At 39.0% G+C, this 13,738-nt stretch carries 16 protein-coding genes; 7 read left to right on the top strand and 9 right to left on the bottom strand.

What is annotated here, in order from left to right; genetic code table 11:
- Positions 1–83: 83 nt before the first annotated feature.
- Entirely contained in the window at positions 84–1,052 is a 969-nt protein-coding gene (locus GM920_RS14245; protein ID WP_182958553.1) for a hypothetical protein, read from the top strand.
- On the opposite strand, the gene GM920_RS14240 is transcribed toward GM920_RS14245, so the two are convergent.
- From GM920_RS14240 to GM920_RS14230, 3 genes are read right to left on the bottom strand one after another with little or no spacing between them, the layout of a single operon-like run.
- On the bottom strand, positions 1,042–1,650 hold the full coding sequence (locus tag GM920_RS14240; protein WP_182958550.1) for a rhomboid family intramembrane serine protease: 609 nt from the start codon (positions 1,648–1,650) through the stop codon (positions 1,042–1,044). The genes GM920_RS14245 and GM920_RS14240 overlap by 11 nt on opposite strands.
- Before the next feature lie 2 nt (positions 1,651–1,652).
- Positions 1,653–3,392 carry a M14 family metallopeptidase gene (locus tag GM920_RS14235; protein ID WP_182958548.1) on the bottom strand — a complete coding sequence of 580 codons (1,740 nt, stop codon included), beginning with the start codon at positions 3,390–3,392 and terminating at the stop codon, positions 1,653–1,655.
- A gap of 11 nt (positions 3,393–3,403) precedes the next feature.
- Positions 3,404–4,105, bottom strand: a complete 702-nt coding sequence (locus tag GM920_RS14230) for a hypothetical protein (protein WP_182958547.1) — start codon at positions 4,103–4,105, stop codon at positions 3,404–3,406.
- Positions 4,106–4,134: 29 nt separating this feature from the next.
- On the opposite strand from GM920_RS14230, the gene pepT reads away from it, so the two are divergent.
- Positions 4,135–5,388 (top strand): peptidase T, encoded by a 1,254-nt coding sequence (gene pepT / locus GM920_RS14225; protein WP_182958545.1) that lies wholly within the window; start codon positions 4,135–4,137, stop codon positions 5,386–5,388.
- Between the two features lie 125 nt (positions 5,389–5,513).
- Here pepT and GM920_RS14220 read toward each other — a convergent pair whose 3' ends face one another.
- Genes GM920_RS14220 through GM920_RS14210 form a run of 3 tightly spaced genes read right to left on the bottom strand, consistent with a single transcriptional unit; the run spans position 5,514 to position 7,844 of the window.
- Positions 5,514–6,203, bottom strand: coding sequence for a class I SAM-dependent methyltransferase (locus GM920_RS14220; protein WP_182958543.1), 690 nt, complete (start codon positions 6,201–6,203; stop codon positions 5,514–5,516).
- Positions 6,204–6,231: 28 nt separating this feature from the next.
- Positions 6,232–7,629, bottom strand: a complete 1,398-nt coding sequence (locus GM920_RS14215) for an MBL fold metallo-hydrolase RNA specificity domain-containing protein (RefSeq protein ID WP_182958542.1) — start codon at positions 7,627–7,629, stop codon at positions 6,232–6,234.
- Positions 7,630–7,637: 8 nt separating this feature from the next.
- Positions 7,638–7,844, bottom strand: coding sequence for a YtxH domain-containing protein (locus tag GM920_RS14210; RefSeq protein WP_182958541.1), 207 nt, complete (start codon positions 7,842–7,844; stop codon positions 7,638–7,640).
- Between the two features lie 184 nt (positions 7,845–8,028).
- Between GM920_RS14210 and GM920_RS14205 the strand changes: the two genes are divergently transcribed.
- Positions 8,029–8,400 carry a hypothetical protein gene (locus tag GM920_RS14205; RefSeq protein ID WP_182958539.1) on the top strand — a complete coding sequence of 124 codons (372 nt, stop codon included), beginning with the start codon at positions 8,029–8,031 and terminating at the stop codon, positions 8,398–8,400.
- A gap of 135 nt (positions 8,401–8,535) precedes the next feature.
- Here GM920_RS14205 and GM920_RS14200 read toward each other — a convergent pair whose 3' ends face one another.
- Positions 8,536–8,808 (bottom strand): hypothetical protein, encoded by a 273-nt coding sequence (locus tag GM920_RS14200; RefSeq protein ID WP_182958537.1) that lies wholly within the window; start codon positions 8,806–8,808, stop codon positions 8,536–8,538.
- 149 nt (positions 8,809–8,957) lie between these two features.
- On the opposite strand from GM920_RS14200, the gene rplM reads away from it, so the two are divergent.
- The 4 genes from rplM (at position 8,958) to tsf (ending at position 11,591) form a co-directional block, all read left to right on the top strand.
- Entirely contained in the window at positions 8,958–9,401 is a 444-nt protein-coding gene (gene rplM, locus GM920_RS14195) for a 50S ribosomal protein L13 (RefSeq protein WP_008240173.1), read from the top strand.
- 16 nt (positions 9,402–9,417) lie between these two features.
- Positions 9,418–9,804, top strand: a complete 387-nt coding sequence (rpsI, locus tag GM920_RS14190) for a 30S ribosomal protein S9 (protein ID WP_069378174.1) — start codon at positions 9,418–9,420, stop codon at positions 9,802–9,804.
- Positions 9,805–9,823: 19 nt separating this feature from the next.
- Positions 9,824–10,651, top strand: a complete 828-nt coding sequence (rpsB, locus tag GM920_RS14185; RefSeq protein ID WP_062550776.1) for a 30S ribosomal protein S2 — start codon at positions 9,824–9,826, stop codon at positions 10,649–10,651.
- Positions 10,652–10,751: 100 nt separating this feature from the next.
- Complete coding sequence (tsf, locus tag GM920_RS14180) at positions 10,752–11,591, top strand: translation elongation factor Ts (protein WP_062550775.1); 840 nt, start codon at positions 10,752–10,754, stop codon at positions 11,589–11,591.
- 191 nt (positions 11,592–11,782) lie between these two features.
- On the opposite strand, the gene GM920_RS14175 is transcribed toward tsf, so the two are convergent.
- A complete protein-coding gene (locus GM920_RS14175; RefSeq protein ID WP_182958535.1) occupies positions 11,783–12,817 on the bottom strand; it encodes a COX15/CtaA family protein in 1,035 nt (344 codons plus the stop codon).
- Positions 12,807–13,160 carry a 6-carboxytetrahydropterin synthase QueD gene (gene queD, locus GM920_RS14170; protein WP_182958532.1) on the bottom strand — a complete coding sequence of 118 codons (354 nt, stop codon included), beginning with the start codon at positions 13,158–13,160 and terminating at the stop codon, positions 12,807–12,809. Before queD ends, GM920_RS14175 begins: the two co-directional genes overlap by 11 nt.
- Positions 13,161–13,738 lie beyond the last annotated feature (578 nt).

Raw genomic sequence — 13,738 nt, 5'->3', positions numbered from 1 at the left:
AAATGGGGTAATTAGTAATATCAAAGTTAAAAAATCAGCGCTGCAACGAATGTAAAAATAATATACTTAATATTGTACCCAGTATGAATAGCACGATATATCAGCCATTTAAAAACTTCGATTTTAAATATAAAAACTGCTTCTTAAGTGGTGACACCTTTAATGCTCCAGTGGAGGAAATCAATGTATTGCCTGACTGGCTATTGAAGGTCGCCAATTTTTCTGGAGAAGAGCAAATTAAACTGCTAGATGAGAGTGTACGTGCTTACAATACCTTAAAGGTGCCTTGTAGTGCAGAAGTAAACAACCAGTTTATTCAACCTTTGGAAGATAAAATTGCGACTGCTTTCTCTGAGGGGTATGCTGCGGTTTCCGCTTTGCCTGAAGACGAATTGTTTAAGTGGATCGGTAAGTTTATGTACAGCTTGATTTATATTGAAATGAATGCCGCAGTTCGTTTACAGCAGATCAGCGCAGATGGCGTGAATATGTCACAAGGATTGATGCATAAATTCGGAAATCTGAATACTATGCTTCAAAGCATTTATAGACCAGTAGTATATGAAGATTTTACGCCTTGGTCTATCATCGTAGTCCCTTTAGCAGAACAAGACACAAGCTTTAGTTTTAGAGATGAGATTAATACCATGACCTTCTCTTTGAAATTAAAGGATTTTGGAATTATCGCCTGCCTTCAAGATAATGGAACGAATAAGAAGTTTCATCAGGAGATTTTAACGCAGATTGGTACTACTCCTCTTTCTCCACAACAATTTGAAGAACTTTGTGCACGTTTTTATTATTCCGCATATCTGTTCAACAGATTGCCGGAGTACACGGTAATGCCGGTAGAAGGAACGATTTATATTGATGCGATGCCATTGAGAGGGACAATGAATAAAGCCCTGTTTGATCATTGGCAACATAAAACGTATGCCCAGGTATTACAGGATTTCTGGAAACCATGGGGACATACGTTATTTGAAATTATTAAAGACCCAACAAAACCGATCAGTTATTTTGAACCGGCTTGTTTGCCTGCTACCCAATAAGGCGGCTAATAAAATGAGGAATGATCCCCGGAACAAGTAATACGGTAACGATCATTCCTGTTAAGGCACCGAAAAAATGGGCATCATGGTTGATATTGTCACCAGATCTTTTTGCCATCTGCCAGCAATATGCTAAATAGATCAATCCAAACAACCATGCCCAGATTGGGATAGGTAGTGGGAAGATGATCATTTTTGACATGGGGTCAAATAAGATAAAACTGAACAATACAGCACTGATGGCACCAGAAGCGCCGAGGCTATTGTACCACATGTCGTTTTTGTGCTTAATTACTGAAGGAATATCACTTAAAATCAGTCCTAAAAAGTACAATAAACCAAATTGCCAGGAACCAATCATGGCTTCCAATCTGAAGGCAAAGAAGTAAAAAGTCATCATGTTAAAGATCAGGTGCATCCAATCTGCATGGATTAGTCCGCTGGTGATTAACGTGTATACCTTGTGTTTTCTGGATACACTATAAGGGTGTAACATAAATTTCCCAAACAGGCCGGGGTCGTTAAAAGCATAAATACTGGTAACGATCGTGAAAAGAAAGATGACTGAGGCAACGGGGGTTTGGGTAAGGTAGTCCATTGTTATTTTAAATTTAATTGTTGTGCTACCTGTAATCTGCCAATAGGGTATCGCAGGTAAGTTTTTTCGTAATAAACGGAATTTTTATAGATAAAGTCGAGTTGTGCCTCCGCATTTTTTAATAATTCTGGTTTCGCCAGTTTTTCCTGTTCCAACTTCGCTTTTAAAGTCGGATCATTTTTTAACAATTCCGCTGCGGTATCCTCAAAAACATACGCAGAAAAATGCTCTTTCATGCCAAGAATGGAATCAAAGAAATTCCAGTTGAAAAATGAATCCATTGCTTGTGGTTCCAGGGTCTCCACAATATAGCGGTTTACCGGTTGGTTCACATAGACTACATAATCTCCCGCATAGAAAAGCAGATCCTGCTTTATAGGATTTATCTGTACTGCATTGTGGATATAATGACCTTCATAAGGACGTGTTGATGTTTTATAATCACTGATCTGATACATTTCTACAGGAATGGTTGTGTCTTTTGCCAGCTGCTGTATTTTTACCCGATTTAACTTTAACAGCTCGATTACTTTTGTCCAGGCTTGAGGAATGATATAGGCGATCGGCTTTTGCACAGTTAGGGAAGGAGCAAAGGTATTCCAGTATTTGATCTCTTTGGTATAAGGGGCCGCTCTGTCATAGTATAACCTAGGTAGTCCGCTCACTTCACTGGGTTTATATTTTGCCGTATAGCCTTTAAACACAATTGAACTTTCCTTTGTCTTATCCAGTGTCCAGATGATAGGGAATTCTTGTTGTAAAGCAACGGCTGCATCTGCCTTTTTCTTATTTTCCCCAATGAGCTTTGCATCTCTTTGAACGATGTCGATGTAGCTTTGCAAAAGCTTGTAGGTAGCATCCACTCTTTTATCATAGGCTTTGAGCATATGTGTTTCCGGCATAAAGCCGATGGTATTGTGCAGGGTAGTGTATCCAGTAGAATATCTCGGGGATTCTAGGAAACCCGTGATGCCCTGATCAGGAGTTTCTTCCACAGAATTCACATAGGGGGTCATTTCATAACCCTTAATTTTCATTTTATCATATAAAGAGGGAACCATGGTTTCCGTTAGGTAATTTGATAATTCGGACTGCAACTTATCCTTCTGGGTAGGAATGAGTGTCATGGTATAGGAATAGTCGGCACCGTTACTGGTATGTGTGTCCACAAATATTTCTGGTTGCCAAATATTGAAAATCTGTTGAAAAGCTGCGGAATTGCGGGAATCTGTTTTTATAAAATCACGATTCAGGTCATAATTTTTACTATTGCCTCTGAATCCATAGGCCACAGGTCCTTCTTGATTTGCCCTGGAGGTTCCGCTGCGATTAAAGGCTCCATCAATATTGTAAATCGGAATGATGCAAATAACTACGTCTTGTGGCAATTGTTTCTTCTGAAGCAAGTCTCTGGCCAACATCATACAGGCATCAATGCCTTCTGGTTCTCCTGGATGAATCCCATTATTGATCAATAATATTCTCTTATTGCTTTTTCTGAGGAGCACAGGGTCAAACACTTTATCTTTTGAAAGTACAAGCAATTGCAATGGTTTGCCAAAATCAGTCATGCCATAATCCAGAAGTCTTGCTTGGGGATAGTTTTCTGACAAGTTCCGATAATGTTGTATGGCTTCAGCATAAGTTGCCGTTGCGGTTTTTCCACTCTTTTCAAATGGGGTTTGTTGGGCAAAGCCATTCAGTGCAGCACAAAGAAATATAGCAGGAAGGAGACGTTTCATGAATGTTAAGGTTAAAATATGGTCCTGGAAGAAAGGCCCATGCTGCCAAATTGGTACCTTAGTCCGGCCGAGAAATAAGTGTAAACATCAGGCTTACCAGTTTTAAATTTAATGGAAGAGTCGTCATAACCGTCCAACCCTTCTCCTAAAGTCAGGTTGCTCTGGTAATTGAAGTTTAGGATATATCGGGTATATCCTGATTTATCTGCGAAATAAAAGTTAATCCCCAAATTGATTGGAACCAGCATATCAGTAGATTCATTTTTACCAGGAAATGGTTTTTCTTGCTCCAACGTACTTCTTCTCACATTAGTAACGGAATTCATCACTGCGCCAATTCCTGTACCGAAGTATAAACCCTTGATGCTATTTGCAAAACTCCCAGGGTCATAATCAATTAATTCTCCTAGCGCGAGCTTTGCATTTACGTTTACCGCTTTATAGGAATTGATAAACTGTCTGCCATAAGGATCCTTTTTTGCATCCCCACCATTGATTTCTCCCATTTGACCTTCTAACCCAACACTGATAAAAGGGGTGAAATAATAATCCAACACAGCAGAACCTGCGAGACCAAAGTCGTGTTTTCTGACATCAGTAAACGATTGAGTAAGCCCAAAACCACCGCCCACGCTGATTTTATAGAAATTGGACTGAGATTTAGCAGTAATAAAAGATAGAAGTGTCAGGCATCCAGTGATAATTGCTTTCAAATTATTTAGCTTTGTTTTTTTTTAAGACTATGCTAAATTATCAAAATAAAAACAATTCCCTTCAAAACCGATTTGCTAAATATGTGCAGATCGATACGCAGTCAGACCCAACGTCACCAACGGTGCCTTCTACAGAGAAGCAAAAGAACTTAGGGAAGGTTCTTGTGGAGGAATTATTAGAAATGGGAATCACTGATGCCCATCTTGATGATTTTGGTTATGTATATGCGACTATCCCTTCAAATACGGAGAAGAGGGTTCCTGTGATTTGTTTTTGCTCACATATGGATACATCTCCAGACTGTAGTGGGACGAATGTAAAACCAATTATTCATGCCAATTACCAGGGACAGGATCTTGTCCTTCCTGATGACCATAACATTGTATTGAAAATGTCGGAGCATCCTGATTTGAAACACCAGATCGGTAATGATATTTTTACTGCCAGTGGGACAACTTTGCTCGGTGCAGATAATAAAGCTGGTTTGGCAGAAATCATGGAAGCGGCATCTTTTTTAATGCAAAATCCAACTTTCAAACACGGAACAATAAAAATTTTATTTACTCCTGATGAGGAAATCGGTAGAGGTGTAGATAAAGCGGACCTGAAAAAATTAGGCGCTGAGTTTGCCTATACCGTAGATGGAGAAACTTTAGGATCTATCGAGGATGAGACTTTCTCCGCCGATGGAGCTGTATTGACCATCAAAGGGGTAAGTACACATCCTGGGTTTGCAAAGGATAAGATGGAAAGTGCCATTAAAATCTTATCAGATGTGATCAGTTCATTACCTTCTGATTGCCTTTCTCCAGAATCGACAGAAGCAAAAGAAGGGTTTATACATCCGGTAACCATTAGCGGAAGTGTAGAACAAGCCGAGGCACGCTTTATCTTGCGCGCTTTTGATGATGAACAATTGGAAGCTAATGGCGAATTGCTGGACGCAACAGTAAGAAACATTATTGAAGATTTTCCAAATTCAACTTACGAACTGAAGATCACAGAACAATACCGCAATATGAAAAAGGTATTGGATGAGTATCCACAAGTAATCGCTTATGGAATTGAAGCCATCGAAAGAGCTGGTATCAAACCAAAAAGACAAAGTATCAGAGGAGGTACAGATGGTTCACGTCTTTCTTTCATGGGTTTACCTTGTCCTAATATCTTTGCCGGAGAACATGCATTCCATGGTAAACAAGAATGGGCTTCTGTTCAGGATATGGAAAAAGCAGTAGAAACAATTATTAATATCGCAGCGATCTGGGAAGAAAAGGCCTAATCGAATATATTACTTGGCAGTATAGCTGAGTTAAACGCGATAAAACACAAAAAGGCCGTATCAAAATGATATGGCCTTTTTGTGTTTTAAATACTGCTTTAATATTGATTTTACTATTATTATAATTATACTTTCAGAGAAAGTCTAGCGAGGTACTGATCCTGTCCATCTTCGAAGATAATTTCCGGTTCCCATCCGCTGGCTTTTGCAATTTCAATCAGGGTACTTTGATCTACATACACCCATTTAAACCAATTCCCTTTTAATCCTTTGTATTCGTACCTGAAACTCACTTCTCCGAAGTACCCATGACTAGGAAATGGAATTTCCTGGTAAAGATAGGAGAGGTCTGAGCTGTCGAAGATCAATTGTCCACCAGGGTTCAATAAATTTTTGACCTGTTTTAAAAATGATTTTAACCCGGAAATCGAACCAGTAAGGCCAATTCCGTTCATCATGAAAAGAAGTGTGTCATATTTTTGACCTTTATAGACCAGGATATTGCCTTCGATGGCCTGATTTAACCCACGTTCCTTCATGATTTCTACCGCAGGAGCAGAGATGTCCATTCCGGTTACATCGAAGCCGCGGTTTTGAAGTACGAGGGCGTGACTGCCCACACCTGCACCTACATCCAACACTTTCCCCTTGCAGAGTTCCAGAGCTTTAAGCTCAAGTTCAGGCATTTCTGCTTCATCTCTAAAATAAATGTCGACCGGCATCTCTTCCGGCTCATCATAAGAATTGTGTACCCACAGGGTTTCTGCAGGCGGTTTTCTAAACTGATCTTTTAAGGCTTCACCAAAAACGTCCATCCTGCAAAGATAAAAAAACCTTTAATGGTTAGACCTCAAATTCCTGATGCTGTTCTGGAATGATCACATTTTGGAAGCCTTTATCTCTTAAGTGCTGTGCAAATACCTGTTGTACTTTGTATTCCCCATGAACAAGAAAGACTTGTTTCACTAAGGAAGGGTTCTGACCAGATAGGAATTGTAATAGATCTTCATAATCACCGTGTGCACTCATCGATTTGATGGAGCGAATTTCGGCAAACACGTCATAGTCCTGACCGAACAACCAAACCTGCTTCTGTCCAGCTAATAATTTACCGGCTAATGATCTGGGTTCTGCATAGCCAACCATCAGAATGGTGTTTTTCTGATCACTGATGTTATTGCGGATATGGTGTTTCACCCTCCCCCCTTCAGCCATACCGGAAGAGGAAATGATCACACATGGACGTGGATCCCCGTTTAGTGCTTTAGACTCTTCGACACTCTCAATGAATTTTAACCCTTTAAATCCAAAGATATCATGGTCTACCTTCATCACTTCTTTTACACCATTATTGTATACTTCAGGATGATCTCTCAAGACTTCTGTAGCTTGTAGCGATAATGGGCTGTCCACGTAATATTGGACATCAGGTAGTTCGCCTTTCAGCTCCATTGCGTTCAACGCGTAAAGTAATTCCTGTGTCCGGCCCACACTAAAGGCTGGAATGATCACTTTCCCTTTTCTAATGAGACAAGTTTGCTCAATGATTTCTCTTAGAGTATCTTCTATCGGGGCAACGTCCTGATGTAAGGAGTCCCCATAGGTAGATTCAATAATGACATAGTCTGCCTGCGGGAAGGATTGCGGGCTTTTCAATAACAGGTCTCCATATCTCCCCACATCACCACTGAAAGTAAGATTTGTCGTTTTGCCATCCTCATTAATTTTCAAATGCACTGCTGCACTGCCTACAATATGTCCCGCATCTGTAAAGCCTAAGATCACATTTATGTCTATTTGAAAATCACAGTTGTAGGGAATAACTTTAAACTGTTTTAGGGTTTGCAACACATCTTTCTCTGTGTACAATGGCATTTCAGCAGGTTCGCCCTCCCGCAATTTCTTATTCGCGTATTCGGCATCCTGTGTTTGAATTTTTGCAGAATCTAATAACAAAATACGACAGAGGTCACTGGTGGCAGGGGTGCAATAAATATTTCCTCTAAAACCTTCAGCAACCAACCGTGGCAATAAACCGCAATGATCTATATGTGCATGAGACAGGATAAGATAATTAACCTGAGCTGGATCGAAGCCAAAGGATTCATTTAATCCTTCTGTCAGGTTTCCCAAACCTTGAAATAGCCCACAGTCTAATAAAATCTGAGTGTTGTTCTTTAAAGTAATTAGGTGTTTACTACCTGTAACGGTACGTGCCGCCCCATGAAATGCAATCCTCATTAATTTTCTTAAGCTCTAACTTTAGCAATAGTGTCTTTTACCTGACCCGCCGCATCTACCAGTTTCTCTTTTGATGAATCTAATAGGTCACAAAACCAGTCTGATACTTTGTCTTTCATTTCTCCATCTTTATCCGATGAAATAATTAATGCGATGGCAGCACCAAGCGCGGCTCCAGCTAGTATTCCTGCAATTATTTTAGTTTCCTTTTTCATAAATGTAGTTTTTGATTTGCGATCCACCAATAATACCTCTTCTGTTGATGAGGGTAGAACTGCCGGCTCCTGTTGTTAGTTGTCGTCAAATAGTTAACAAAGACGATGCCGAATAGTTTGTTTGGGTTTCCCAATGGAAATGGTTGGTGTAAATTTTGAGATGATAAGTTTTAAATTAACTTAAATGTTGAAGCGTCTGTCATATCTGAATATTTTCCTAGCGATGGCTTACCTGCTATTATTCGTAACGGGGAGAAATTTTGTGCTGATTGGAGGAGTTTGTATCGTGGTGATTTTTAATGCATTTGTGATTAAAAAGATACAGAAAAAAGGTCAATTTGGTTTAGTCTATGCCGGATTGGCCATTTGCTGTCTTTGTTTTTGGGCATATTTGACAATGGGCTGTACGTATATTGTACAGTCCGCAATAGAACATCGGTACTTTGCCGATGTTTGGAATTATTTAATACCGACTTCGCTATTTTTGCTTAGTATCATACTACAATTGTTTTTCAGTTTGCAGTATTTTAAAGCGCATCAGGTAACCGAAAAGTAAAATATAACTCATGCTTTGCTGCTTAACTCCAATAATTGTCTTTAATCTGATTTTTCTTTAAGCTTCTTTTTATCAAAGAAATAGTTTAAGATGGGCTGAGAAGTCTATTTATGGTTACAAACGTTTTTTTAAGTTTTAATAAGAATTCGTCTTTTTTACCTTAAAACCCCCGGTTTTTTGTGAAGAAAGATAAAAAGGACGAAGTATAGTTGTGGTCGGGTAGTAGTCGGGAAGAGTGGCTCCTTCGTATAGGGTTCGGTATGGGGCTACAAAAATTGGACTCTTCCAATCGGTGCTTAAGCAATTGGAAGTCTTTTTAGGAATGGCAAGGAATGTTTTTTTAGCTGGAATCCAGTGTCTTTTTTGAGGAGCATGGTGTGTTTCTAACGTTTCTAGGCGAGTAATCATTCCCGTTGCTGCGGTTACTTTCTTTCGAATCGATAAATAAACAAACTATCTTTCTTCAACTGTTTGGTATTTAAATAATTCTATCTATCTTTGCAGTCCCTAAATCTTAGGGTGAATAAATAATTGTTTAACAAATTAAATACAAGCAAGTGAATACGTTAAGTTACAAAACTGTCTCTGCCAATGCAAAAACTGTTAACAAACAGTGGGTTGTTGTTGACGCACAAGGCGAGATTTTGGGGCGCTTGTCATCGAAGATCGCTATGATCATCCGTGGTAAAAACAAGCCTGAGTATACCCCACACGTAGACTGCGGAGATAACGTTATCGTTATCAATGCAGATAAGGTTAAATTGACAGGAAATAAATTCAGCGACAAACGCTATATTTCTTACACTGGTTACCCAGGTGGTCAGCGTTTCATTTCTCCTAAAGAGTTAATGGCGAAACATCCTAAGCGTGTTATCGAGAAAGCGGTACGTGGTATGTTACCTAAAACAAAACTTGGTGCTAAATTATACACCAACCTTTTTGTTTATGCAGGTGCAGAACATCCTCATGCAGCACAATCACCAAAAACCATTACACTTTAATTAAAGGAAGAAAGAAATGTCAGTTACTAACACTTCAGGAAGAAGAAAAACTGCTGTTGCGCGCATCTATTTAAAAGAAGGCAACGGCACTATTACCGTAAACGGTAAAGATCATAAAGTATATTTCCCAACATTACCTTTACAATACATCGTTAACCAATCATTCGAAGTTTCTGAATTGACTGGTCAATATGATGTTAACGTGAATGTAGCAGGTGGTGGTATCAAAGGTCAAGCAGAAGCAGTTCGTTTAGCTATCGCTAAAGCTATTGTGGAATTGGATGCTGAGAAAAAACCAGCATTACGCGCTAAAGGGTTAATGACCCGTGATATGCGTATGGTTGAACGTAAGAAACCAGGACGTAAGAAAGCACGTAAGAAATTCCAATTCAGTAAACGTTAATCTTAAGGAGACAAACACAATGGCAAGAACTACATATCAAGACTTATTGGATGCAGGTGTACACTTCGGTCACCTTACCCGTAAATGGAACCCAAAAATGGCGCCTTACATTTTCATGGAGCGCAATGGAATCCACATTATAGATTTAAATAAAACTTTAACCAAAACTGAAGAAGCTGCTTCAGCAATCAAACAGATCGTTAAATCTGGTCGTAAGATTCTTTTCGTAGCTACTAAGAAACAGGCTAAAGAAATCGTTGCTGATCAAGCAAAAAAAGTAAACATGCCTTTCGTAACTGAACGTTGGTTAGGTGGTATGTTAACCAACTTTGCTACTGTTCGCAAGTCTATCAAAAAGATGTCTAACATCGACAAGATGACTAAAGACGGAACTTACTCGATCCTTTCTAAGAAAGAGCGTTTAATGATCCAACGTGAGCGTATTAAATTAGAAAGCTTATTAGGTGGTATCGCGGATCTTAACCGTTTACCAGCTGCTATCTTCTTAATTGACGTTAAAAAAGAGCATATCGCAGTTAGCGAAGCGTTGAAATTAAACATTCCAACTTTCGCAATGGTTGATACTAACTCTGATCCTTCTAACATCGATTTCCCAATCCCAGCGAATGATGATGCTACTAAATCTATCTCTTTAATTACTGATGTAATCATCAAAGCAATTGAAGAAGGTTTAGACGAGCGCAAACGTGAAAAAGACGAAGAAACTGAAAAAGAAGCTGTAGCTGCTAAAGCTGCTGCTGATGCTCCAGAAGCTGCTGCTCCTGGCGCAAGAAGAAAAAAAGTAAATGCTGATACTGAAGAAGAAGGTACTAGCGAAGAAGCTTAAATAATATAATATGGGTTGTATGTTGTGCGTTGCGGGTTCTTCCTTACAACATACATCGTACAACCCATAATTTTTTAATAAAAACTTAAAAAGAAATAAGATGTCTACAGTACAAATTTCTGCAGCAGACGTAAATAAATTACGCCAACAAACCGGTTCTGGTATGATGGATTGCAAAAAAGCATTGATCGAAACTAACGGTGATTTCGAAGCAGCGGTTGATTACTTACGTAAAAAAGGTGCTAAAGTAGCAGCTTCTCGTCAGGACCGTGATTCTAATGAAGGTGTTGTTATCGCAAAAGCTACAGCAGACGGTAAACGTGGTGTTGTTGTTGAATTAAACTGCGAAACTGACTTCGTTGCTAAAAATGCTGATTTCGTAGCTTTAGCTAACAAATTCACTGACCTTGCTATCGAGAAAAACCCTGCTTCTTTAGAAGAACTTTTATCTTTAGAAATTGATGGTCAAAAGGTTTCTGAGATTATCATCGAAAACACTGGTAAAATCGGTGAAAAAATCGGTATCTCTAAATTCGAAACTGTTTCTGGTGAAAAAGTTATTCCTTATATCCACGGTAATTACCGCTTAGGTGTATTGGTTGCTTTAAACCAAGCATTTGATGGCGCTGATGAAGCTGGTAAAGATGTAGCTATGCAAATCGCTGCAATGAACCCAGTTGCTTTAGATAAAGCTGATGTTGACGCTACTACTATTGAGCGTGAAACTGAAATCGCTAAAGAACAAATCCGTGCTGAAGGTAAACCTGAAGAAATGGTAGAAAAAATTGCTGCTGGTAAATTGAACAAATTCTACAAAGACAGTACTTTATTAAACCAAGAATTCGTTAAAGATTCTTCTAAAGACGTTCGTAAATTCTTAAATGATACTGCTGCCGGTCTAACCGTTATTGCATTCAAACGTGTACAATTAGGAGCTTAATCCTTCTTTAATCATAAAAAAAAATAGGGTGTCCAAAAGGCACCCTATTTTTTTATGTCCGGTTTTTGGACTTTATTACTGCCTGTTTTTTCTGACTGCTCGCTGTCTTACGCTTCTCCAGTGTTATGCCTCCTTAACTTCCTTGGCTTTACACAGCGTTTCTTGTCTATACTTTTTTAAGTAGAGTAATGTTATGTTTTCTTTTGATTGAGGAAGAGCAGGAGTAATAAAGATATAGTTAAGAGCATTCCAATAAACTGATGAAATAGGGCATAGCTCTTATAATCGCCATTTAAACTATGAAGTAGTGCCGCAATACCAGATATGATCTGTATCGATACCAATAGTACCGGCGCAATTCGGATATAAGCTAAATACTTGTTGATTTTCCATGATGATGTTCTTACATACAGCAAAAAGATCAATAGGCAAATGGTATAAGCCAGAAAACGATGCACAAATTGGATCATCAATAGATTTTCAGTGAGTTGATGTATGGAAAAAACTTGTCCCAATAGATTTGGAGGCAGGATAGACCCATTCATGTCAGGCCAGGTAGGTGCAGCAAGTGCAGCATGTGTTCCCGCCATCATCGCACCGTAAATCAGTTGAATGAATAGCCATACAACTATAATTGTATTTAATTTAGAAAATTGTAGTCGGTGCCTCATTTTTAAGTGATCCAGACTTAATTTGAAGGCCAACCATAAGGTGTAACCAAGCAATACGATGGCAGAAATGAAATGTATGGCCAATCTGATGTGACTGACACTAATGTCGGTGTCATTTAACCCGCTTTTTACCATCAGCCATCCGATTACCGCCTGCAGTAAGCCCAATAGGAAAAGAATGAAAATGGGTAAGATGAGCTTCTGGTCTATTTTTCTTTTGAATAGGAAATAACCAAAGGGAAGGATAAAGGCGAGACCAATAAATCGCGCCCAATTACGATGAAACCACTCCCAAAAAAAGATAGATTTATAGTCTTCCAACGAGAAATGCGCATTAACCAATTGAAACTGAGCTATCTTCTTGTATTGATCAAAGCTATGTTGCCATTCTACCTCGTTTAATGGCGGAAGAAAGCCCATCAGAGGCTTCCACTCAGTAATAGAAAGACCAGAACCGCTTAATCTGGTGATGCCGCCCAATAAGATCTGAACCATAATACAGAAAGCACCGAAATATAGCCAAATGGCAACAGCCCGCTTATCGTTATCCTTCATAAATCACTCCTGTTCCTGGTGTTTCGTTCAGTTCTATCTTGCATAAGCCGGGAAATATTGGCTTGATTTTATTCCATAGCCACAAACTCAGCTGCTCGGCCGTCGGATTTTCCAGACCCGGAATTTCATTTAGTAGCTTATGATCTAATAAATCAATAATAGGACGGATGCCGTTCTTTAGATCTGTATAATCAAGAATCCAACCACTCTCTATTTCTGGAGTCCCGGTCAGAAACACTTTTAAGGTATAGGTATGGCCATGCATACCACCGCATTTATGGCCTAGCGGTACATAAGGTAGATAATGTGCCGAATCAAAACTGAAGGTCTTGTATATGATCATCTCAAATGAATAATGTCCAAATTTCCACTTTACGAAGGAATCAGGAAATGATGGAGATCATATTCGATAGAAATCAAATGATAATGAGGGGAAGTTGATGGTTATACAGGCTCTGTTTTACGATTTATAGACTGTGCTGCATGTAGTTAGGAATGCAATACAATTATAAGGTTGATATTGTTTGCGGGGGCGTTTAATTTTCTTACTTTTGCATCCCGCTTCGGAGGAAGGGTTTGTGCGAGAGATACAGAGAGAAGAGTTTGAAAGATTTCAGTAGAGAAGAGTCAGAGGTTGTTTTGAAGGTTTAATCACCAAATAAAACAAAGTAAAAAAGTTTAAATAAAAGCTTGACAATATCAAAAAGATTTCTACCTTTGCAGTCCCAACAAAAACGGGGGTTACTAAACGGAGTTTAGTAACAAAACAAAAAGACTGAAACAATCGAGATTCGAAACCTGCCCAGGACGATAAGACCTGCGGAAAACAGAGAAAGCAGATTGCAACATATACAAGAGGATCCGTGAGGTGATTCGAGAAGTTCATTAAAGAGATGTCATTTATATACGTAGCGAGGTAAG

Origin of the sequence: Pedobacter gandavensis (assembly GCF_014172405.1) — a bacterium.
GTDB lineage: Bacteria > Bacteroidota > Bacteroidia > Sphingobacteriales > Sphingobacteriaceae > Pedobacter > Pedobacter gandavensis.
Note: the sequence above shows the minus strand (reverse complement) of the source record. Positions and strands in the feature narration are given on the sequence as shown.

Bases quoted from the DNA above. Each gene is read 5' to 3' on its own strand.
- GM920_RS14245 (WP_182958553.1), top strand. From the start codon at position 84: ATGAATAGCACGATATATCAGCCATTTAAAAACTTCGATTTTAAATAT.
- GM920_RS14240 (WP_182958550.1), bottom strand. From the start codon at position 1,650: ATGGACTACCTTACCCAAACCCCCGTTGCCTCAGTCATCTTTCTTTTC.
- GM920_RS14235 (WP_182958548.1), bottom strand. From the start codon at position 3,392: ATGAAACGTCTCCTTCCTGCTATATTTCTTTGTGCTGCACTGAATGGC.
- pepT (WP_182958545.1), top strand. From the start codon at position 4,135: ATGCTAAATTATCAAAATAAAAACAATTCCCTTCAAAACCGATTTGCT.
- GM920_RS14220 (WP_182958543.1), bottom strand. From the start codon at position 6,203: ATGGACGTTTTTGGTGAAGCCTTAAAAGATCAGTTTAGAAAACCGCCT.
- GM920_RS14215 (WP_182958542.1), bottom strand. From the start codon at position 7,629: ATGAGGATTGCATTTCATGGGGCGGCACGTACCGTTACAGGTAGTAAA.
- GM920_RS14210 (WP_182958541.1), bottom strand. From the start codon at position 7,844: ATGAAAAAGGAAACTAAAATAATTGCAGGAATACTAGCTGGAGCCGCG.
- GM920_RS14205 (WP_182958539.1), top strand. From the start codon at position 8,029: ATGTTGAAGCGTCTGTCATATCTGAATATTTTCCTAGCGATGGCTTAC.
- GM920_RS14200 (WP_182958537.1), bottom strand. From the start codon at position 8,808: ATGATTACTCGCCTAGAAACGTTAGAAACACACCATGCTCCTCAAAAA.
- rpsI (WP_069378174.1), top strand. From the start codon at position 9,418: ATGTCAGTTACTAACACTTCAGGAAGAAGAAAAACTGCTGTTGCGCGC.
- rpsB (WP_062550776.1), top strand. From the start codon at position 9,824: ATGGCAAGAACTACATATCAAGACTTATTGGATGCAGGTGTACACTTC.
- tsf (WP_062550775.1), top strand. From the start codon at position 10,752: ATGTCTACAGTACAAATTTCTGCAGCAGACGTAAATAAATTACGCCAA.
- GM920_RS14175 (WP_182958535.1), bottom strand. From the start codon at position 12,817: ATGAAGGATAACGATAAGCGGGCTGTTGCCATTTGGCTATATTTCGGT.
- queD (WP_182958532.1), bottom strand. From the start codon at position 13,160: ATGATCATATACAAGACCTTCAGTTTTGATTCGGCACATTATCTACCT.